The sequence below is a fragment of the Azospirillum oryzae genome (assembly GCF_008364795.1).
Classification (GTDB): domain Bacteria; phylum Pseudomonadota; class Alphaproteobacteria; order Azospirillales; family Azospirillaceae; genus Azospirillum; species Azospirillum oryzae.
In genome coordinates this window covers 345,995-366,731 of record NZ_VTTM01000001.1, presented here as the reverse complement: position 1 = coordinate 366,731, position 20,737 = coordinate 345,995, and the positions used below count along the sequence as shown (strand labels likewise).

General features: G+C 68.5%; 17 protein-coding genes and 1 tRNA gene. 9 read left to right on the top strand and 9 right to left on the bottom strand.

Going from position 1 to position 20,737, the window contains the following annotated elements:
* Positions 1-38 precede the first annotated feature (38 nt).
* Positions 39-803 carry an SDR family oxidoreductase gene (locus tag FZ938_RS01775; RefSeq protein ID WP_211101030.1) on the bottom strand — a complete coding sequence of 255 codons (765 nt, stop codon included), beginning with the start codon at positions 801-803 and terminating at the stop codon, positions 39-41.
* Between the two features lie 599 nt (positions 804-1,402).
* Here FZ938_RS01775 and FZ938_RS01770 point away from each other — a divergent pair.
* Positions 1,403-2,617, top strand: a complete 1,215-nt coding sequence (locus FZ938_RS01770; RefSeq protein ID WP_149196986.1) for a DUF2252 family protein — start codon at positions 1,403-1,405, stop codon at positions 2,615-2,617.
* Here the strand turns inward: FZ938_RS01770 and FZ938_RS01765 are convergent.
* The 3 genes from FZ938_RS01765 to FZ938_RS01755 are packed head-to-tail and all read right to left on the bottom strand — an operon-like array spanning position 2,593 to position 5,177.
* Entirely contained in the window at positions 2,593-3,882 is a 1,290-nt protein-coding gene (locus FZ938_RS01765) for a CCA tRNA nucleotidyltransferase (RefSeq protein ID WP_149196985.1), read from the bottom strand. The genes FZ938_RS01770 and FZ938_RS01765 overlap by 25 nt on opposite strands.
* Before the next feature lie 57 nt (positions 3,883-3,939).
* Positions 3,940-4,578, bottom strand: coding sequence for a CoA pyrophosphatase (locus FZ938_RS01760; RefSeq protein ID WP_149196984.1), 639 nt, complete (start codon positions 4,576-4,578; stop codon positions 3,940-3,942).
* 32 nt (positions 4,579-4,610) lie between these two features.
* Positions 4,611-5,177: a DUF1285 domain-containing protein gene (locus FZ938_RS01755; protein ID WP_149197647.1), complete on the bottom strand. Its 567-nt coding sequence runs from the start codon at positions 5,175-5,177 to the stop codon at positions 4,611-4,613.
* Positions 5,178-5,504: 327 nt separating this feature from the next.
* Here FZ938_RS01755 and FZ938_RS01750 point away from each other — a divergent pair, with 327 nt between their 5' ends.
* The 5 genes from FZ938_RS01750 (at position 5,505) to FZ938_RS01730 (ending at position 12,502) form a co-directional block, all read left to right on the top strand.
* Positions 5,505-6,470 (top strand): AAA family ATPase, encoded by a 966-nt coding sequence (locus FZ938_RS01750; protein ID WP_149197646.1) that lies wholly within the window; start codon positions 5,505-5,507, stop codon positions 6,468-6,470.
* Positions 6,471-6,490: 20 nt separating this feature from the next.
* Positions 6,491-7,408, top strand: a complete 918-nt coding sequence (locus FZ938_RS01745; protein ID WP_149196983.1) for a DUF58 domain-containing protein — start codon at positions 6,491-6,493, stop codon at positions 7,406-7,408.
* A gap of 69 nt (positions 7,409-7,477) precedes the next feature.
* Complete coding sequence (locus FZ938_RS01740) at positions 7,478-10,201, top strand: DUF4159 domain-containing protein (RefSeq protein WP_149196982.1); 2,724 nt, start codon at positions 7,478-7,480, stop codon at positions 10,199-10,201.
* Entirely contained in the window at positions 10,202-12,307 is a 2,106-nt protein-coding gene (locus FZ938_RS01735; RefSeq protein WP_149196981.1) for a glutamine amidotransferase, read from the top strand.
* A gap of 120 nt (positions 12,308-12,427) precedes the next feature.
* A tRNA-Gln gene (locus FZ938_RS01730) sits at positions 12,428-12,502 on the top strand.
* Positions 12,503-12,533: 31 nt separating this feature from the next.
* On the opposite strand, the gene FZ938_RS01725 is transcribed toward FZ938_RS01730, so the two are convergent.
* Positions 12,534-13,388, bottom strand: a complete 855-nt coding sequence (locus FZ938_RS01725) for a helix-turn-helix transcriptional regulator (protein WP_149196980.1) — start codon at positions 13,386-13,388, stop codon at positions 12,534-12,536.
* 98 nt (positions 13,389-13,486) lie between these two features.
* Here FZ938_RS01725 and FZ938_RS01720 point away from each other — a divergent pair, with 98 nt between their 5' ends.
* Positions 13,487-14,251 (top strand): class I SAM-dependent methyltransferase, encoded by a 765-nt coding sequence (locus FZ938_RS01720; RefSeq protein WP_149196979.1) that lies wholly within the window; start codon positions 13,487-13,489, stop codon positions 14,249-14,251.
* Here the strand turns inward: FZ938_RS01720 and FZ938_RS01715 are convergent.
* Positions 14,248-15,429, bottom strand: coding sequence for an MFS transporter (locus FZ938_RS01715; protein ID WP_149196978.1), 1,182 nt, complete (start codon positions 15,427-15,429; stop codon positions 14,248-14,250). The genes FZ938_RS01720 and FZ938_RS01715 overlap by 4 nt on opposite strands.
* A 130-nt stretch (positions 15,430-15,559) precedes the next feature.
* On the opposite strand from FZ938_RS01715, the gene FZ938_RS01710 reads away from it, so the two are divergent.
* Complete coding sequence (locus FZ938_RS01710) at positions 15,560-16,462, top strand: LysR substrate-binding domain-containing protein (protein ID WP_149196977.1); 903 nt, start codon at positions 15,560-15,562, stop codon at positions 16,460-16,462.
* A gap of 71 nt (positions 16,463-16,533) precedes the next feature.
* Here FZ938_RS01710 and FZ938_RS01705 read toward each other — a convergent pair whose 3' ends face one another.
* From FZ938_RS01705 to FZ938_RS01695, 3 genes are all read right to left on the bottom strand, one after another.
* A complete protein-coding gene (locus FZ938_RS01705; protein WP_149196976.1) occupies positions 16,534-17,031 on the bottom strand; it encodes a single-stranded DNA-binding protein in 498 nt (165 codons plus the stop codon).
* 351 nt (positions 17,032-17,382) lie between these two features.
* On the bottom strand, positions 17,383-17,811 hold the full coding sequence (locus FZ938_RS01700) for a response regulator (RefSeq protein ID WP_149196975.1): 429 nt from the start codon (positions 17,809-17,811) through the stop codon (positions 17,383-17,385).
* Positions 17,812-18,017: 206 nt separating this feature from the next.
* On the bottom strand, positions 18,018-18,782 hold the full coding sequence (locus tag FZ938_RS01695) for a hypothetical protein (RefSeq protein ID WP_149196974.1): 765 nt from the start codon (positions 18,780-18,782) through the stop codon (positions 18,018-18,020).
* A gap of 269 nt (positions 18,783-19,051) precedes the next feature.
* Here FZ938_RS01695 and FZ938_RS01690 point away from each other — a divergent pair, with 269 nt between their 5' ends.
* Positions 19,052-20,731 (top strand): hypothetical protein, encoded by a 1,680-nt coding sequence (locus FZ938_RS01690; protein ID WP_246457421.1) that lies wholly within the window; start codon positions 19,052-19,054, stop codon positions 20,729-20,731.
* The last annotated feature ends 6 nt before the right edge of the window (positions 20,732-20,737 follow it).

Sequence of the window (20,737 nt, the reverse complement as noted above, 5' to 3'; positions counted from 1 at the left end):
GGGCCGCCCGTTGGTGATCGGCGGGCGGCCCTGCCCCGTCAGGTTCGGGTGATCGACACGCCGCCGTCGACCAGCAGCGCGGTTCCCGTGGTGAAGCTCGACATGTCCGATGCCAAATAAAGCGCGGACTGCGCGATTTCGCATGGCGTGGCGAGCCGTTTCAACGCATGAAGACCTTGGACGAAGGCCAGAGCATCGGGAGTGCTCGACACGGCGCGTCCCATCGGCGTGTCGGTCCCGCCCGGCAATAGCGCGTTGGCGCGGATGCCCTGCGGCCCATATTCCGCCGCGATCACCCGTGTTAGCCCGATCAGTCCGGCCTTGCTCGCCGCATAGGCGGCCATGCCGGGAAAGCCGACGGTGTGACCGACGAAGGTGGAAGTGAAGATCAGCGATCCGCCGCCACGGGCGAGCATGGCCGGAATCTGATGTTTGGCGGCATGGAAGGCGCTGGTCAGGTTGGTGTTGATCACCTCGTTCCACGTCTCCGCCGTCATTTCCGGAACCGGCACCATCGCGCCGGTGGTTCCGGCATTGTTGAAAGCGACGTCCAGGCCGCCGAACCGCCGCGTTGCGACCTCCACGGCTTCGTGTGCGGTTTCTGCGTCCGCGACATTGCCGGCCACGGCGACGGCATCGCCGCCATTGTCCCGGATCTCGTCGGCCAGCCGTTCCAGTTCGCCACGCCGCCGGGCGACAAGCACGAGTTTCGCGCCATGTTCGGCGAACAGCAGCGCCGCCTCGCGCCCGATCCCGGAGCTGGCGCCCGTGACGATTGCAATTTTCCCGTCGAGCTGCCTCACGACCATTCTCCCTTGCGATGAATGGCCCGAGAGTGGCGAAGGCGATCCTGTACCGGCTATCCGGTTCTTGCTTTCGAATTCGCAAGGTCCGGACAGCCGGTCACGGATTTATTTTCCATAACCTTCCTTATGTGTTTTTCATTCACCCTCACCGGCGGTATTTCCAACTAATACTTTAACGCCGTAACGCCAGAGCACAGTTGTTAGGCGGCCCGACTCCGACTATCTTCGGGGAAGGCGCGCTGAGGGTACCAGCCTCAGCACGCCCGCCCGATCAGCGGTTCAGGTATTCAAGCACGAGCTTGAGCACCTGCAACAGTCAGGATCAGGAACTTGAGGAAATCTAACATCCTCTCTCTCCTAGCGGAGCGGCGGTGGCGGCCAGCCCGCCACCGCGTCCGCACATTGGTTATAGCCAGTGACAGTTTCTTGCGGGAGTAGAGACGAGCGGCAATTTGTCAATTTCGCGCAGAAAATTCCTTGTTGAAAAAAATGGCTCAACACAGCCGTGACAGCGCACGGATGGCTTGACTGATTGGTGCGTGGCAATTCGGACCTCCGCTACCCATTTCCGGCGTCGCACCTTCGGACCCGGATGGATGATGTCGTCGAAAAACCAGCCCACCCTGCCCGACCAGCGTCAGGCGGTTCTGTCCCAGCGTCGCAACCTCAAGATGGCCGAATCCGCCCACGCCTATGTGCGCGGCAGCACGGTGAAGTTCTACGAATGGCTTGAGCAGTCCGGCGGCAAGGTGCCGGACGGGCCGCCGGTCTGGATTTGCGGCGACTGTCACGTCGGCAATCTCGGGCCGGTCGCCAATGCCAAGGGCAACATCGATATCCAGATTCGCGACGTCGACCAGACGGTGGTCGGCAATCCCGCCCACGACCTGATCCGGCTCGGCCTGTCGCTTGCCACCGCGGCGCGCGGGTCGGATCTGCCCGGCGTCACCACCGCGCTGATGCTGGAGCAGATGATTGAGGGCTACATGATGACCCTCGATGGAGACCTCGGCGGCGAGACCCTGCGGAAGAAGCCATCGGTCGTCCGCGTGGGCATGCGTCAGGCCATCGGTCGCACCTGGAAGCATCTGGCCAAGGACCGCATCAAGGACATCCGCCCGACCATCCCGCTCGGCAAGCGCTTCTGGCCGCTGACCGACGACGAACGCGCGGCGGTGGAGGATCTGTTCGCCAAGGATAAGGTGCGCCGTCTGGTGACTGCCCTGCATTCCCGCGACGACGACGGCCGGATCGAGCTTCTGGACGCCGCCTATTGGGTCAAGGGCTGCAGTTCGCTGGGCCGGCTTCGGGTCGCGGTGCTGCTCGGCGTCGGCGAAGGCCATTACGACGAGGGCGGTCTCAGCCTGATCGACATCAAGGAGGCGGTGCAGGCTGCCGCTCCGCGCGCCACGAAAAATGGCATGCCGCGCGACAATGCCGAACGCGTGGTGACGGGGGCGCAGAATCTCTCGCCTTATCTCGGCGATCGCATGCGCCCTGCCCGCCTGCTCGACCGCGCGGTTTTCCTGCGTGAACTGCTGCCGCAGGACATCAAGCTCGACTTCGACCATCTGACGCGGGAGGAAGCGACCCGCGCCGCCTTCTTCCTGGCCGCCGTGGTCGGCAAGGCGCATGCCCGCCAGATGGACGAGGCGACGCGCAAATCATGGCGGAACGAGTTGGCGCGCAACCGCACCAAGAGCCTGGATGCGCCGTCCTGGCTGTGGTCCAGCATCGTCGATCTGATCGTCGGCCACGAGGCGGCCTATCTGGAGCACTGCCGCCGCTACGCCGAGCGCCCTGACGCCTGATCCTCGATCTCCCGGTCCAGCAGGCCGCGCGCCATTTCCAGGCAGGCGTCGCGGTCCGGCCGGAAATCCTCGGCGATCCACCACGCTTCCACCCGCCTCAGGGTTCCACCGACCGCCGGTCCGCGCGGAATACCGATTTCCAGGAGGTCGCGGCCGGCGATGGGGAGCTTCAGGCCTGGCAGCTCGTCGGCCACCGCCAGCGCCCTGCGCAGCGCCGTCAGGTCCAGCGGACCATCGTGAATGGCCGCGGCGACCAGCAGCAGGTCGCCGAAAAGTTCTGCATCGCCAAGGCGGTAGAGTGCCTGACGCAGGGCTTTGCGGTCGCCAGCGGGTACCAGTGGGGCCAGCGCCAGTGCGACCGGCGGTTCGACCATCGCCAGCAGACGGTCGCGCTCGTGGTTGGACAGGCGCAGCGCCTCGGCGGCCCGCACTGCGCCCGGCCGGTCGCTGTCCAGCACCGCAGCCAGCCGGCGGGTCGGATCGGGCGTCACCACCAGATCGCGCTCCACCGCGATCAGCCGCTCCAGCCGGTCGGTATCCATGGCTTCCGGCAGCAGGTGGACCATGATCCCCTGCCCCATCATCAGCCGCCAGACCGCCGCGGCGCAGGGGGCGGTCAACAGGCGGAACAATTCCCCTCGCACCCGCTCGCCCGACAGGGTCGGCAGGCGCGGCGCCAGTTCGCGGCAGGCGGCCATCGCCTCGGCATCGGGCTCGCCACGGCCGTAATGGGCATGGAAGCGGAAGAAGCGCAGCAGGCGCAGCACGTCCTCCTCGATCCGCCGCCGCGCCTCGCCGACGAAGCGGACGCGGCCGGCGGCAAGGTCGGCCAGACCGCCGAACGGGTCGAACATGGAGCCGTCGGGCGTGCAGCTCAGCGCGTTCATGGTCAGGTCGCGGCGGGCGGCGTCCTCGATCCAGTCGTCGGTGAACTCGACGCGGGCATGGCGGCCGAAGGTCTCCACATCACGCCGCAGCGTGGTGATCTCATACGGCTTGCCGCCGCACAGCGCGGTGACGGTGCCATGGGCAATGCCGGTGGGGATGACGCGGATCCCGGCGCCTTCCAGCAGTTCCATTACCCGTTCCGGCGGAGCGTGGGTGGCGATGTCGATGTCCTTCACCGGCCGGCCGAGCCACGCGTCGCGCACGCAGCCGCCGACGAACCGCGCATCGGCGCCGCCCGACGCCAGGGCGTCGAACACCGCGAGGCTTTCGGGGGCGGTCATCCAGGGTTGGGGCGACAGGCGTGCGGCAACGGTCATGGCGCGCGACGCTATCCGATTCCTGTTTCCCGTTCCATCGTTGTCAATTTGGCGTCGTCAATCCGCCCCCTCGCCCGTTTCGCGCGCGGCGGCGCCCAGCACGTCGCGCAGGTTCACCAGCATGCCGGCGGTCGCCCCCCAGATGTAGCGCTGCGGATAGGGGAAGGCGTAGAACCAGCGCGGCTTGCCCAGGAATTCGCGGCTGTGGCGCTGCGGGTTGGACGGGTCGAGGATGAAGGACAGCGGCACCTCGAACACCTCCGCCACCTCGGTCGGGTCGGGCGTCAGCATGAAGGGCGGCGTCACCACGCCCACCACCGGCGTCACCCTGAATCCGGTGCGCGTGACATAGGTGTCCAGCCGGCCGACGATCTCGATCCGGGCGCGCTCCAGCCCGATCTCCTCTGCCGTCTCGCGAAGCGCGGTGTCCTCGGGGCCGGCATCCTCCGGCTCCATCCGTCCGCCGGGGAAGCTGATCTGGCCGGCATGGGCGCTCAGCGTCGCCGTGCGCTGGGTGAAGATGACGGTCAGTTCCTCCGGCCGGTCGACCAGAGGGACCAGAACCGCCGCCTCGCGCAGGGTGGATGGCGGCCCCATCTCCGGATTGAGGTCGTGGTCGCCCCTGATCTTGGCCGCCGCCCTGGGCGGCATACGGTTCGAATGAACGGCGTTTTCGACGGCCGCGTCGGTGCTCATCGCCGGAAAGCGCCGGCGAACCTCCTCCAGGCTCAGTCGCCAGGCAGCTTGCCCAGCGCGAAGAAGACCTTGTTGCTCCATAGACCCACCTCGGACTCGCCGGTTTCGGTTCGGCGCGTGTCGCTGCGCTCCACCATGTCGTAGAACACGGCCCGCAGGATAAGCGCCTCCAGCCGGCTTCTGATTTCGATGTAGGGTGCCGGCTCCCCGGTTTCAGGGTTCACGGCGACACGGATCGGGTGTTCGGGGCCGGCCTCCACCCAATGGTCCAGGTTGGTTCGGAAGGACAGGACCTGATCGGTCCCGCTGCCTGCCACCGTCATCTCCACCGCGACGAAGGGAGCGTCCTCCACGACGATCTTGCCGCGTTCGACCGGCGTGACCAGCCAGTAATCGCCGTCGTCGTCGCGCTTCAGGACGGTGGAGAACAGCTTCGCCAGTTCGATACGGCGAATGGGATCGCCATTGTGGAACCAGGTGCCGTCGCGCGCAATGCGGATGTCGTACTGCTCCAGCGTCGGCGTCCTACCCAGCGCGGCCGGCAGTTCCGGCGGCGTCCCCGAAACGGTTTGCCCATCTGAGCGCTTGTCATTCGCCATCGCGTTACCGACCTTCATGGAGTTGGGAGCCGTTTTGTCCCCGGACATGCGCATTTTCGCCACACTCGACCGTTAGGTCCACCCCGTTGGTCCTTGCGCCTCCATCCGTCGGTCTGCATGTCCGGCGGCGGGAATCGGAAAATGGGTGTCGACAAGGCGCAGGAACAGGGCCAACCATGCGGATCCCGTGTTTCACGTCATGGCATCCTTACCAAGGGTGGCCATGACGACGACACCGACCGGCCCATCATCGGGGAGCAGCAGACCTTGAGCGCACAGGACATCCTGAGGGGGCAGCCTCCCGTGCCGGAGGACCCGCAACGGCTGATGGAGGAGATCGAGGCGCTGGGCGACCGCCTGGCCTCGGTCCGCGACCGCATCGGCCGCGTGATCTTCGGCCAGCAGGAGGTGATCGACCGCACGCTGGTCACGCTGCTTGCCGGCGGCCATGTCCTGCTGATCGGCGTGCCCGGCCTTGCCAAGACGCGGCTGGTGGAAACGCTGGGCACCGTGCTGGGCCTCGCCGAGAAGCGGATCCAGTGCACGCCAGACCTGATGCCGGCCGACATCCTGGGCTCCGAAGTGCTGGAGGAAGGGGAAAGCGGCCGACGGTCCTTCCGCTTCCTGCCCGGCCCGGTGTTCAGCCAGCTTCTGATGGCGGACGAGATCAACCGCGCCAGCCCGCGTACCCAGTCGGCCCTGCTTCAGGCGATGCAGGAAGGCCGGGTGTCGGTCGCCGGCCAATATCATCCGCTGCCCCAGCCCTTCCACGTGCTGGCCACCCAGAATCCGCTGGAGCAGGAAGGCACCTATCCGCTGCCGGAAGCCCAGCTCGACCGTTTCCTGATGCAGATCGACGTCGATTACCCGGACCGTGAGGCCGAGCGGCGGATGATGATCGCCACCACCGGATCGACCGACGAGCGCGCGGTGACGGTGCTGTCTGCCGCCGATCTGCAGGCGGCACAGCGCCTCGTCCGCCGCGTCCCGGTCGGCGAGGGAGTGGTGGACGGCATCCTCGACCTCGTCCGCCGTGGCCGGCCGGAGACCTCCGAACTGATGGAGGTGCGCCAGCATGTCGCCTGGGGCCCCGGCCCGCGCGCCAGCCAGGCGCTGATGCTGGCCGCCCGCGCCCGCGCGGTGCTGGACGGCCGGCTGTCGCCGTCGCTGGACGACGTGGTGGCGCTCGCCAAGCCGATCCTGAAGCACCGCATGGCGCTGAACTTCGCCGCGCGGGCCGATGGGGTGACGCTCGACGACGTCATCGACCGCCTCTGCGCCCCCCTGATGTGACCCCCCGCAGCGGAGCCGCAATGCCGCGAAGCCCAGCCTCCCCGCAAACGAGTCAGCTGTCGAACACCCTGCTGGCGCGCCATCGCGCGGAGGAGTTGGCATCCGCCCTGCCGCCTCTTCTGGTCGCGGCGGAGCGGGTGGCCGCCACCGTCGCCCAGGGCGTCCACGGCCGCCGCCGCGTCGGGCTGGGCGAGACCTTCTGGCAGTTCCGCCGCTACCAGCCGGGCGATGCGCCGTCGATGATCGACTGGCGCCAGTCGGCCAAGACCCAGCCCGTCTATGTCCGCGAGAACGAATGGGAGGCGGCGCAGAGTGTCTGGCTGTGGCGCGACCGCTCCGCCTCGATGGATTTCCGCTCGGCTTCGGCGCTGCCGACCAAGCGCGAGCGGGCCGATCTGCTGACGCTTGCCACCGCCGTCCTGCTGGCCCGTGGCGGCGAGCGGGTGGCCCTGCTGAACAGCGGCGTGCGCCCCGACCATGGCAAGACCGCCATCGACCGCATCGCCCGGCTGATGACCGACCCGCAGGCCGCCGTCGCGCCCGACCCGTTGCCGCGGGTGGAACCCCTGCCCCGGCATGCCCAGACGGTTCTGTTCGGCGACCTGCTGTCCCCCTTGCCGGAGATCCACGCCACCGTCGCCGGGCTGACCGGCCGTGGCCTGCGCGGTCATCTGGTCCAGATCCTCGATCCGGCGGAGGAGACGCTGCCCTATGACGGCCGCGTCGATTTCCACGGCATGGAGGGTGAACAGAATCTGCTGGTCCCCCGGGTGGAGGCCGTCCGCGAAGCCTACCGCGAGCGGCTGAAGGCCCAGCAGGATGGGCTGGCGGCACTGGCCCGCACCGCCGGCTGGAGCTTCGCCGTCCACCGCACCGACCGCTCGCCGCAATCCGCGCTGCTCACCCTATGGGGTGCGATGGCGATGGAGGCGGTGTGACGCGCCGGCCGACCACGTCACCCTCTTACCCTTTTCCCCCTTGCCCTTTCCCCTCGTGAAGACGCGCCAATGCTGGGTCTAGGACCGATCGCCTTCGCCGCCCCCTGGGTCTTGACCGCACTGGCAGCCCTGCCGGTCCTGTGGTGGCTGCTGCGCGTCACGCCGCCGGCGCCGCGCACCATCCGGTTCCCCGCCATTCGCCTGTTGCGCGACCTGACCGCGCAGGAGGAAACGCCGGCCCGAACCCCCTGGTGGCTGTTGCTGTTGCGGCTGATCGTGGCGGCGCTCATCATCCTGGCGCTGGCCGGGCCGCTGCTGAATCCGCGCGCAGCTCTGCCCGGCGGCGGGCCGCTGTTGCTGGTGGTCGACAATGGCTGGGCCGCCGGACGCGACTGGCCGACGCGCAAGCGCACGATGGACGAGCTGATCGCCCAGGCCGACCGCCAGCAGCGCCCGGTGATCCTGCTGCCCACCGCCCCGCCGGCCGACGGTCAGCCGATCCATGCCAGCGCCATCGTCCCGGCGCAGGAGGGGCGCCGTCTGGCCCAGGCGATGGTCCCCCTGCCCTGGCCGACCGACCGCGCGGCGGCGTTGGAGGCACTCAAGACGGTTGCGGCGCAGGCCGCGGGACGCGGCTCCATCCATGCGGTGTGGCTCAGCGACGGCATCGGCGACAACCAGGCCGCCGCACTGGCCGCGGGATTGCAGCGGCTGGGGTCCGCCGACGTCCTCGACGATTCCGCCGAGCATCCGCCGCACCTGCTTCTCCCGCCGTCCAGCGAGGGCACCGCCCTGACCGCCCGCATCGTCCGTGCCGACTCGTCCAAGCCGGAGCCTGTGACCGTCCGCCTTGCCGCCACCGACGGCCGGCTGCTGACCCGCCAGACGGTCGCTTTCGAAGCCGGCCAGAAGATACGCGAGGTGAGGCTGGACGTGCCAACCGAACTGCGCAACGACGCCGCCAGCCTGCGGGTGGAGGGCGACACCACCGCCGGCGCCACCGTCCTGCTCGACGAGCGCTGGCGCCGCCGTCCCGTCGGTCTCGTTTCCGGCCGGTCGGAGGGGGAAAGCCAACCGCTGCTCTCCGACCTCTATTACCTCGAACGCGCGCTGTCCCCCTACAACGAGGTGCGGCGCGGCGAGACGCTGGACCTGCTGAAACGCGATCTGGCCGTGCTGATCCTGTCCGACATCGGCGCCCTGACAGGCACCGAGGTGCAGGACATCGAGGACTGGGTGAAGAAGGGCGGCGTCCTGATCCGCTTCGCCGGCCCGCGTCTTGCCCAGCATGCCGATACGCTGGTACCGGAGCGGCTGCGCATCGGCGACCGCGCGCTGGGCGGAGCCCTGTCCTGGTCGGAACCGGCGCGGCTCCAGCCCTTCCCACCCAAATCGCCCTTCGAAGGTCTGACCATCCCGCCCGACGTGCAGGTCAACCGGCAGGTGCTTGCGGAGCCCGCCCTGGATCTGGCCGACCGCACCTGGGCGAGGCTGGCCGACGGCACGCCGCTGGTCACCTCGCAGAAGCGCGGCGACGGCTGGGTCGTGTTGGTCCACACCACCGCCAGTCCGGATTGGTCGAACCTGCCGCTGTCCGGTCTGTTCGTCGACATGCTGCGCCGTCTGGTGGCGCTCAGCGGCGGCGTGACGGGAACGGCGGCGACCACCTCGCTTGACCCGGTGGAGGTGCTGGACGGTACCGGCCGGCTGGTTCCGCCGCCGTCGACCGCCTTCCCGATCCCCGGCAACGCCACCGCCGACGTGATCGGGCCGCGCCACCCGCCGGGCTTCTACGGCACCGACGATGCGCGCCGCGCGCTGAACCTGTCCGCCGCCGTAACCTCAATCGACCAGCTGCCGCCGATGCCGGCCGGGGTGGGGCGCGACGGCTATGGCGCCCGCGGCGAGGTTCCGCTGAAGCCCTCGCTGCTGGCGGCGGCGCTCGCCCTGCTGTCCATCGACCTGCTGATCGCGCTGGCCCTGCGGGGCCTGCTGCGCGCGCCGCGCCTGCGCCGTGGCGCCGGGGGTGCCGCGGCCGGCCTGCTGCTCGCCCTGGCGCTGTCGTCGGCCCCGCAGCCCGCCCGTGCGCTTGATGAGGACAAGGCGATCAAGGTGACGGAGGAAACCTACCTCGCCTATGTCCGAACCGGCGACAGCAGCATCGACGACACCGCCCGCGCCGGGTTGGAAGGGCTGGTCAGCGTGCTCGGCCTGCGCACGGCGGTGGAAGCCGCGGGCGCGGTCGGCGTCGATCCCGAACAGGACGAGCTGGCCTTCTATCCCCTGCTCTACTGGCCGGTTTCCGACCGCCAGAAGCCGCTGTCCGATCAGGCGCGCCAGCGGGTGAATGAGTATATGCGCAACGGCGGCACCATCCTGTTCGACACCCGCGATCAGGCGCCGGGCGGCGGTCCCGCCGTGCTGCAAACTCTGGTGGAGGGGCTGGACATTCCGCCGCTGGCCCCGGTGCCGCAGGACCATGTGCTGCGCAAGTCCTTCTACCTGCTGTCCGACTTCCCCGGCCGCTATGCCGGCGGCCAGCTGTGGATCGAAGCGCGGGAGGGGATGGCCAATGACGGCGTGTCCTCCGTCGTCATCGGCGGAAACGATTGGGCGTCGGCCTGGGCCGTCGGCCGCAACGGCCAGCCCCTGTTCGCTGTGATCCCCGGCGGCGAGCGCCAGCGCGAGATGGCCTATCGCTTCGGCGTCAACCTCGTGATGTACGCGCTGACCGGCAACTACAAGGCCGATCAGGTCCATGTGCCCGCCATCCTGGAAAGGCTCGGCCAGTAAATGCCCGTCGATCTGCTCTCCGGACTTTCCGTGGCGCTGGCGCCGCTGCTGCCCTGGCTGGTGCTGGGCGTCCTGATCGGCTTCGCCCTTCTCGTGGTGCTGGTCGCGGCGCTGCGCCGGGCGCGCGGGACATGGCTGCGCCTGCTGGCGGTGGCGGTTCTGGCGCTCGCGCTCATCAACCCCTCGCTGGTCCAGGAAAAGCGCGACCCGATCAAGGACGTCGCCGTCGTGGTGATCGACGATTCGCCGAGCCAGGCCATCGGCGACCGCCGTGCCCGCACCGAACGCGCGGCGGAACAGCTGACGGAGCGGCTGAAGCGCTTCAACGACCTGGAGGTGCGCGTCGTCCGCAGCACGGAGGGTGCGGAGAATGGCGGCTCGATCAACGAGACGCATCTGTTCGACGCGCTGAACCGCGCCATGGCCGACGTGCCGCGCCGCCGCATGGCCGGTGCCGTCTTCATCACCGACGGTCAGGTGCACGACGTCCCGCAGGTGCCCGGCAAGCTGGCCGACATCGGCCCCGTCCACACCCTGCTGACCGGCGATCGCGACGAGGGCGACCGCCGCATCGCCATCGTGCAGGCGCCGAACTATGGCATCGTCGGCAAGCCGGTGGAATTGACCATCCGCGTCGACGACATGCCCGGCCACCAGTCCGCCGATGCCGCGGTGACGCTGCGCCAGGATGGCGGCACGCCGGGCACCATCCGCGTGCCTGTCGGCCGTGACGTGCGTGTCGATCTTCCCGTCACCCATGGCGGCCAGAATGTCCTTGAGCTTGAGGTGGAGCCAGCGAAGCAGGAACTGACGCTCGCCAACAACCGCGCCGCGGTGGTGGTCAACGGCGTGCGCGACCGGCTGCGCGTCCTGCTGGTTTCCGGCGAGCCCCATGCCGGTGAGCGCACATGGCGCAACCTGCTGAAGGCCGACCCGGCGGTCGATCTGGTCCATTTCACCATTCTGCGCCCGCCGGAAAAGCAGGACGGCACACCGATCCGCGAGCTGTCGCTGATCGCCTTCCCGATCCGCGAGCTGTTCGAGGTGAAGCTGGACGAGTTCGACCTGATCATCTTCGACCGCTACCGTCGCCGCGGCGTGCTGCCGCAGATGTATCTTGAGAACATCGCCGACTATGTCCGCAAGGGCGGCGCCCTGCTGGAGACCTCCGGCCAGGGCTATGCCGGCCCGCTGTCGCTATACCGCACGCCGCTGGGCTCGATCCTGCCGGCGGCCCCCAGCGGCCAGACGGTCGACCGTCCCTTCCTGCCGACCGTCACCGACGTCGGTCGCCGCCATCCGGTGACCGCCGGGCTTCCCGGCGACCGGCTGGACGCTCCGCCGACCTGGGGCCGCTGGTTCCATCAGGTCGATGTGACGCCGAACAACGGCACGGTGGTGATGCAGGGTGCCGACAATCGTCCCCTTCTGGTGCTCGACCGCGTCGGCAAGGGCCGGGTGGCTCAGCTCGCCTCCGACCAGATCTGGCTATGGAGCCGCGGCTTCGAAGGCGGCGGTCCGCAGGCGGAGCTTCTGCGCCGCCTCGCCCATTGGCTGATGAAGGAACCGGAGCTGGAGGAGAACGACCTGCGCGCCCATGTCGATGGCAACCGCATCACGGTCGAACGCCGCTCCCTCACCCCCGATCCGCGCGCGGTCACCATCACCGACCCGTCTGACCAGACCAGCACACTGCAACTGACCGACGACCGCACCGGCCGCGCCATCGCCACGGTGACCGCGGCCGCTCCCGGCATCTACCGCATCTCCGACGGGGAACGGACGACGCTGGCCGTGGTCGGCGCGGTGAACACGCCGGAGTTGGCCGACGTCCGTTCCACCGGCGACCGCATGAAGCCGGTGGCCGAGGCGACCGGCGGCGGCATCCATTGGGTGACCGACACCGACAGCGGCCCCAACCCCGGAATCGATGTGCGCCGCACGCAGCCCGACCGCAGCCAGACCGGTTCCGGCTGGATCGGCCTGCGTGCCAACGGCGACTATACGGTGACCGGAGTGACCGACGTGCCGCTGCTGCCGGTGGGCGCGGTGCTGGCCCTGGTGCTGGGCGGACTGCTGATGGCATGGCGCCGGGAGGGTCGATGAACGGTCTTGCGGTTGTCTGATTTGACAGGAAAAATTTTCTGAAAACAGCCTGTTGCGTTCAGCCGGGCTTCCGATTATGGTGCCGCTCCTTCCGGCGATACGAGTGATCGCCGCGCCGGTTGGGGCGTCGCCAAGTGGTAAGGCAGCGGTTTTTGGTACCGCCATTCCCAGGTTCGAATCCTGGCGCCCCAGCCAACTTTCCCGATCATAAAAAATCCGACAGCTCCTAGGCCGCTCCTTCCGCGGGCTCCAGCAGCATGACCAGCGTGTAGGCAGACCGGCCGCCGGGGCGCAGGGTCAGCTGTTCCAATGTCAGTGGCCCATCCAGCGGATGGTCGAAGCGGCGCACGCCTCCTTCGCGCTCCAGAACGCCATGATCGTCCCACATTCGTGAGAAAAGCGGGCTCTCCCGCCTCAGCCCGGCGACCAGCGCCTGCACTGCGGGATCTTCGGGATGACGGGCGGTTTCGGCACGGAACTCCGCCAGGAGGCGGCGGGCGCGATTGTCCCAATCCAGGATGAAGCTCCGGGCCGTGAGATCGAGGAAGACGTAGCGCAGCAAGTTGCGCTCCCCACCGCCTTGACTTGAGCCACCCGGCCCCAACCAGCCGCCGAACAGCCGTTCCGCCGCAGGATTCCAGCCGACCGCGGTCCAAAGCCGGTCGAGCAGATAGGCCGGCGCCGTCATCGCTTCCAGCGCCGCCAGCAGCGACGGCGGTGGCTGATCCCTCAGACCGGCCGGCGGCGCATCCGGATCGCGCTTGCGCGTCATTTCGAACAGATAGCTTCGTTCGGCCGCCGTCAGACGCAACGCCTCGGCCAACCGGGCAAGCGCCTGGGGTGAAACCGACACGTCCCTCCCCTGTTCCAGCCAGCTGTACCAAGTCGGGCTGATGCCGCAGAGCTGCGCCAGTTCCTCGCGCCGCAGACCGGGTGTGCGGCGGCGGGTGGAGCCGCCCTGCAACCCGGCCTCCGCCGGAGTCAGCCGCTCGCGATGGCGCCGCAGAAAGGCGCCGAGCAGACGCCGCCGCTCGGCGGACGGGTCGGCGGCGGCAGTGATTTCAGAGGTCGCAGAGGCCATGGTGGCAGTGTTTATACCAGGATAACCACCCGCCTTGTACCCGGTTGAAAACGGCGCGACGCTTGCCTCATCAGCCCCCGTCACAAGGAAACCCCTCCATGTACCAAAGCCACCATGGCGTCGTCGCCGAGAACTACGGCCCGCGCGCCGACGCCTATGTGTCCAGTGCCGTCCATGCCGGAGGTGCCGACCTGGACCAGATCGAACAGGCTCTGCGCGGCCGATCCGATGCGCGGGTGCTGGATCTGGGCTGCGGCGGCGGCCATGTCAGCTACCGAGCCGCGCCGCATGTGGCGGAGGTCGTGGCCGCCGACCTGACGCCGGAGATGCTGGAGGCGGTGACCCGCACCGCAGCGGAGCGCGGCCTGACCAACATCGCCACCCGGCAGGCGCCGGCCGAACGGCTGCCCTTCGAGGACGGCCGGTTCGACGTGGTGCTCTGCCGCTTCACCGCCCACCACTGGCGCGATTTCGAGGCGGGCCTGCGTGAGGCGCGGCGCGTGCTGGCGCCCGGCGGCACCGCGATCTTCATCGATTGCATCGCCCCGGCTGCCGCCGTGCTGGACACCCATCTGCAGGTGGTCGAGGTGCTGCGCGATCCCTCCCATGTCCGAAACTACACGGCGGCGGAGTGGATTGCGGCACTGGCGCGGGCGGGTTTCGCCGTCCGGTCGCTGACTCCGCGTCGCCTGCGCATGGAGTTCCCGGTCTGGACCGCCCGCACCCGCACGCCGGACCTCCATGCCCAGGCCATCCGCTCGCTCCAGCGCAGCGCGTCGGCGGAGGTCCGCAGCCATTTCGACATCACCGAGGATGGCAGCTTCCTGCTCGATACGCTGACGCTGGAAGCTGATGCGGTTTAGCAAACCGCCGGATCGGTCCTCTCCCGCCGATCGAGCGCTCCGCTCGCCAGCGTCAGGACCAGACCGCCCAGGACGAACAGTCCGCCGACCCAGGGCGTGGCGCCGAGACCGAGCGGGGAGGACACCACCTGCCCGCCGAAGAAGGCGCCCGCCGCGATGCCCAGGTTGAAGGCGGCGATGTTCAACGCCGACGCCACATCCACCGCCCCCGGCGCATGGCGTTGCGCCAGTTGGACGACATAGAGCTGAAGCCCGGGAACATTGGCGAAGGCCAGCGCCCCCATGCCGGCCAGCGTGACCAGCGCCGGGATCTTGGCATCCGCGGTGAAGGTGAAGACGATCAGAACCAGCGCCTGCAAGGCGAACAGCCAGGCCAGCGCCCGCACCGGCCTGCGGTTGGCCAGCTTGCCGCCGACGAGGTTGCCGACCGCGATGGCGGCACCGTACAGCACCAGCACGAGGCTGACGGTGGAGTTGGAAAATCCGGTGATCGTCTCCAGGATCGGCGCCAGGAAGGTGAAAGCGACGAAGGTGCCGCCATAGCCCAGCGCAGTGATCGCGAAGGCCAGCAGAAGCCGCGGCTTCGCCAGCACGCCGACCTGCACCCCCAAACCGGCCGCCGGGGGCTGGCTGAGCCGCGCCGGAACCAGCGCCGCGACGCCCACCCCGCCGACGACGCCCAACGCCGACACCGCGAGGAAGGTGGCGCGCCAGCCAAAGGTCTGGCCGATCCAGGTGCCCAGCGGCACGCCGGTGACAATGGCGATGGTCAGGCCGGAGAACATCATGGCGATGGCGGAGGCGCGCTTGTCCTCCGGCACCAGATCGGCGGCGATGGTTGACCCGACCGAGAAGAAGACGCCATGGGCGAAGGCGCTCAGCACCCGCGCCACCAGCAGCGTCTCGTAATTGGGGCTGACGCCGGCCAGCAGGTTTCCGGCGACGAACACCCCCATCAGCCCGAGCAGCAGCGGTTTGCGCGGAACCCGGCCGGTCAGCGCGGTCAGCACCGGCGCCCCGAAGGTGACGCCCAGCGCATAGACGCTGACCACCATGCCGGCCAGCGGCAGGCTGACACCCAGGTCGGTCGCCACGGTGGGCAGCAAACCGACGACGACGAACTCAGTCGTCCCGATCGCATAGGCGCTGATCGCCAGCGCCAACAGTGCGAGAGGCATTTCAAAAGTCTCCATTCCAAGAAGGACTGTGCTGGGGAGACGATGTGCGCCATAAGGTCGGGAACGGGAATGCCCACCCAATTCCCATGATTTTGTCATTCAGAGACAAGATGAGAGCGGAGATGCCGGCATGAGCGATCCACGCGCCTGGGAAATGCGGGTGTTCCTGCAGGTTGCCGCCCGCGGCAGCTTCAGCGCCGCCGGCCGCGATGTGGGGATGACGCCGTCATCCACGGCGAAGCTGATCGGCCGTCTGGAAGAGCGGCTGGGTGTGCGGCTGGTCGAACGGTCCACCCGCAGGCTGCGGCTGACGGCCGAAGGGGAGTTGTACCGTGAGCGGGCGGAGGCGCTGCTCGGGGAGATGGACGCGCTCGATGCGGAAATCGCCGGCGGGGCCCGCGCGCCGACCGGTCTGATCCGCGTCAATGCCTCCGTCCCCTTCGGCCAGCATTGCCTGCTGCCACTGCTGCCGGACTTCCTGCGCGACCATCCCGGCATCACACTGGACGTGACGATGACGGACGAGGTGGTGGACCTCTATGCCGCCCGCGTCGATGTCGCCTTCCGCGCCGGCCCCTTGAGCGATTCGGCTCTGCTGGCCCAGCGGCTGGGCGTCGTCCGGCGCCGGATCGTCGCCTCGCCAGCCTATCTGGAACGAAAGGGTGTGCCGACAACGGCCGCCGATCTTGAGACCCATGACTGCCTGGGCTTCAACTTCCGCCGTGCCGCCGCGGTCTGGCCGCTGAAGTCCGGCGGGCGTCTGGTCGACCGCGAAGTGCCGACCCGCATCCTGGCAAACAATGGCGAGACCGTGCGCCATATGGCCCTGCTCGGCCTGGGGCTGGCGCGGCTGGCCGATTATCACGTCCGCGCCGATCTGCGCGAGGGCCGGCTGGTGGCGGTTCTGGACGATGCGCTGGTCGACACCGAGGAGATCCACGCCGTCTATACCGGCCGCGACCGCGCGCCGCGCCGTGTGCGCGCCTTCCTCGACCACATGGCGCCGCGCTTGCGGGCGATGCTCGCCGATTGATCGGCCTGAAAAAGAAATCGGCCGGATGACGGGCATCCGGCCGATGGTTCCTACCGCTGTGGCGTGCCGCCTCAGAACGGGATTTCGTCGTCGAGGTCCTCGTGACGGGGCGGAGCGCCGCCGCCACCGCTACGGCCGCCGCCAGACGAGCCGCTGCCGTAGTTGCCGCCGCCACCGCCATAGCCGCTGCCGCCACCACTGCCGCCGCCACGCGATTCGTAGCCGCCGCCACCGCCGCCGTAGCTGCCGCCGCCCTCTTCACGGGCGCCGCCGGTGAAGTCGATTTCGGCCACGCGGACCGAGAGGCCGGCGCCGCGGGTGCCGTCGCGCTTCTCATACTCGCGCAGGGTCACCTCACCCGACACGACGACGCTCTTGCCCTTGGTCAGGTGCGGAGCGAGCGACTCGGCGCGGCGGCCCCAGATCGAGCAATCGACCCATTGGGTCGTCTTGCGCTCGCCGAAGCCGACATCGTTGGCCACGCGGAAGCCCAGCACCTTCTCGCCGCTCTGGGTCGTGCGCAATTCGCCGTCCGCGCCCAGGCGTCCCGTAAACGTCCAAACATTCATCGCTCGTTGCTCCTAAGCGCGAGTGTCCCAGCATCCATGCCGACCCGTCAGGATGCCCGGCGGAGGCATCCAGATGCCGAGGGTTCCCATTCGCAGGGCCGGCTGTTCAATGGCGACCATCCCCCCGGTCCCGCGCAACGAAGCACGAGGGACCGACGCCGGTCAACCGCCGTCGGACATGCCCCGGCGATGCCCGGACCGGCGCACTCGCCCAGCCGTTCCGCACCAGAACACTCCATGAACAAATATAGCAGAGCAGAGGGCGTCGGAAAACCGATTCCTTCGCCGTAGCGCAGGATTCCTACCGGCCCAAGCGAGACCACCGAAGGCTGCTTTCAAGGAAAGCTGGGTTCAGCGGAGCCGGCGGGCGGCAAGATCCAGCGCGATCTTCAACTGGGCATGGGAAAACGGTTTGTGCACGACACCGAGCGGATAGGTCTCGGTGATGCGGGCCATGGTGCCGTGGTCGCTGTTTCCGGACAGGTAGATGGACCGCAGGCCATGGTCCAGATTCAACCGGCGCGCCGTGGCGATGCCGTCCCCGCCGCCGAACCGCACATCGGTCAGGGCCAGATCCGGCCGCTCACGCTGTGCCAATTCCGCCGCTTCGATCTCCGTACGCGCGACGCCGCAGACGGCGTGACCCAGGTCCGCCACCAGGACGGACAAGGCGTCGGAAACGGCATCGTCATGTTCAAGCACCAGCACGCGAAGCGGCTGCCCGGGCGACCGGACGCGCTGGGGCATATTCCGCTTGGCGATGGAGTCGATCCTGAGCATGCGACCGACCTCGGGCGTTCCCAGTGTTGCGCAATAAGCGGCGTATTTTGGTAAATTTTCGTTTACCGATACGCCGTTTGTACTAGAACCAACCCGAATTTGCAAGCTCAATCGTTCAGATCCTGACCTTTTGCGCCCACACGCGCACGAGAGTAATCGACCCGAGTCGCAACCCGGCTACTCAGTTTCCAGACATCGGAAAAAGGTCAACGCCCTGCCGGTCCGAGCCAGTCGATACCGCCCGAAGTGCGCTGCCCGCCGCCACTCGCCCGCACCGTCGCGGCGCGCGAAGGCGGCGGTGCCGGCGCTGGTTCACCGGCCAGCCAGGATGCGTGTCCTTCCGACACCCGGGCCTCGGGCGTGGCCGACGGCCGGGCCTCCGCCGGAGCGGTCAGGAACGGCTCCGCGACCGGCACGGGCGAACGGGGCTCCGGCGGAAGCGGTGCGGCCAGCGCCGGCCGCACCGCGCGGATTGGCGGTTCAGCCGGACGCGGAGGCACCGTATTGAGCGGGGCCGGAGCCGGGTCGATCTCCTCATCCATGTCGCCGCCGCCAGATCCTGCGTCGGTATGGTCGTCCCAAGCCGCTGCGGCTGGGTGTCGCAGGCGCGGCGCGTCGGCGGCGCCCAGCCAGGACGGGCGCTCGTCGTCCGACAGCGGACCGGTCTGGGTATTGAGCTGCCGCGCCTGCTCGCGAATATCCAACAGGGTGGTTACCGCCAGCTGCAGCAGCGGGGCCAGGACCATGGGGTCGGCCATTTCCTCCGCGCTCAGCGCGGCGAAACGGTCGCGCACGATCTCGACCGCATGTTCCACGCCGTCGCGCAGGACGCCGGCCTCATGCGCCAGCCGCTCCACATCCTCGCGCAGTGCGGAAATTTCGCACGCCTGCCGCAACTCGTGGAAGCCGATACCCGCCCCCGGGAGGGATGCGGATCGCCGGTCCCGTGATGAACCAAAATCGTGAGGCATCTTGGCCTTACCCCGGTTCCAAGCCCAGCCCGATGAAGGCGCCCGGCCGGCATGATGCGGCAGTGCCCCCCTATGGCAACCCGCGCAACCGACAGCCGGTTCCAAAAGCCGACATGATGGCGCCAACTGCCGGAACGTCGGCGAAGTTGCACCAGTCACGGCCCGCCCCTGATCGGGCAACGATGTTTAGCGCCGTTGATGTCGTTTGGAAACCGTTTGCGCGTGATGGCCGCTTGTACTATTTTTTCGGCCCCAGGGGAATGGATTCCTTGCGATCCAACATCCAGGCGCTTCCCCGCCGCCATTTCATCTTGCCGGAATCCCATACGGTGTCGATCGACCGCTCGGAACTTGAACGGCTCCTTGCCGATCGCCCGGCTGGCAACCGCAGCGCCATGCAGGCGGTGCGCGAAAGCTACGCCGACATCGGGCTGATGCGCGAACGCGGCCTGTCCTGGGCCGAGATCTCCGATCTGCTGGCGAAGCTGGGCGTGACCGCCCGCGACAACCAGCCGATTTCGCCCGTCACCCTGCGATCCGCCTTCTTCCTTGTCGGGAACGAGGGGCGCGGCGAGGCTGCCGAGGACCATGCCGGCGTCTCCGTCATGCCGGCGGAAACGCTGGCCGCCGTTCACGAAGCCGCGTTGTCCGCCGGTTTGAACGACGATGCGGAGGAGGACGAAGAAGCCGGCTCCGATCCGGAAGCTGCGGACGAGGCGCCGGCTCTTGAGCCGGAACCTGCGGCGGAGGCCGCCGAAGAAGCCGTCCAGGACGCCGCCGCGGAAGCGGTGGCGGTGGAGGAGCCGGCAACGGAAGAGCCGGAGTCGGCATTGCCGGAGCCCGCATTGCCGGAATCCGATGTCGCCGCGGCGCCGCCGCAGGCGGACGAGGCCAAAGCCGCCCCCGCCTCCTCCGCCCCGGACCTGCTCGCCCCGGCGCCCCCGGTTGCCGAAGAGGGGCCGGCGGAGATTAGCGGCGCCGACGACAGCGTGACGCAAGACGTCTCTTCCGCCTCCAAGATCTCCAAGCCGGAACCACAGCCGGCCTCCTACCAGACCCCCGCGGCGGCTGTGCGGGACACCGGTTCGCCGGCGTCCCCGCCTGTGCCTCCCACGACGACCCAAGACGAATCAACGAACGCATACTGGAAAGGCGATCGCATGCTGGGCACGATCTTCGTCCTCAATGACCGCGGCGGCGTCGGCAAGACGCTGCTGTCCCATCACCTGATGGCGACCGCCATGCTGGAAGGCCTGCAGCTGAAGGTCGTCGAGTACGAGGTGAACGAGCGTCTCGCCCGCCTGTTCGGCCCGGACGTGGTCGAACATCGCCGCATCACCCAGGACTTCATGAACATGATGGGGTCGGGTGACGGCTTCTACGAGTTCTGGGACCTCATCGGCCCGGAGCTGCAGCGCGGCGGCCGTTTGTACGACTTCGGCGGCAACATCTCGCAGTGGTTCTTCAACTGGGCCGAGGTGTCGGGCTTCGACTATTACGTCGGAGAAGGCGAACGGCTGACCTTCATGGTCCCGGTGACCGTCGATCTCGCCTCGCTGTCCACCGGCATGACGACGCTGGAGCGGGTGGCGACCATCGCCCCGAAGGCCAAGCGCGTCCTGGTCGAGAACGGCTTCTCCGGTCCCTTCTCCCAGCTGGAGGACAGCCAGTATGCCCGCCGCAAGGCGGAGATGGTGGAGCGCGAGGGCCTGCAGGTCATCTCCATGCAGCCCTGCACCGCTCCGGCCTGGGCGCGCCTGACCGGGCACCGCCTGGATCAGGTGGCGACGATGACCCGCGAGGATCTGGTGAAGCTGGGCATGACGCCGCCGGTCGCCTCGCGCTCGCTGATCATCATTCACGAATGGCTGCGCAACATGCGTCAGGCGCTCTCGCCCTACCTGCACGACGCCTTCCGCCAGACCCCGGCCACCGCCAAGGCGCGCTGAGGCTGG